Origin of the sequence: Flavobacterium sp. RSB2_4_14, from assembly GCF_051547085.1 — a bacterium.
Lineage (GTDB): Bacteria > Bacteroidota > Bacteroidia > Flavobacteriales > Flavobacteriaceae > Flavobacterium.
Genome location: NZ_JBPTTL010000036.1, coordinates 1 through 263 on the forward strand (window position 1 = coordinate 1; position 263 = coordinate 263).

Below are 263 nucleotides of genomic sequence, written 5' to 3' on the forward strand. Positions count from 1 at the left end.
CAGAAGCCAATATGCCGATGCCGTAGAAGAAAACCACAAACGCTACCAATCCAACCCACAACTGTACCGAAAACGGCAAGAGATCAACGAACACATTTTTGGCACAATAAAGCGAAAATGGGGATACAATTACACCGATTTAATAGGATTAGAAAAAGTAAATGGCGAACACAGTTTGATTATGCTAGTCTACAACATCAAACGCAGCATCAACATCCTTGGCGTGCCCGATTTGATAGCCAAACTAAAGACTTGGAACTCAC

Annotated in this window: 1 protein-coding gene; it reads left to right on the forward strand. The window is 41.8% G+C overall.

Going from position 1 to position 263, the window contains the following annotated elements:
• The coding region (locus ACSVH2_RS14150; protein WP_438093826.1) for a transposase at window positions 1-263 on the forward strand (263 nt) is incomplete at both ends.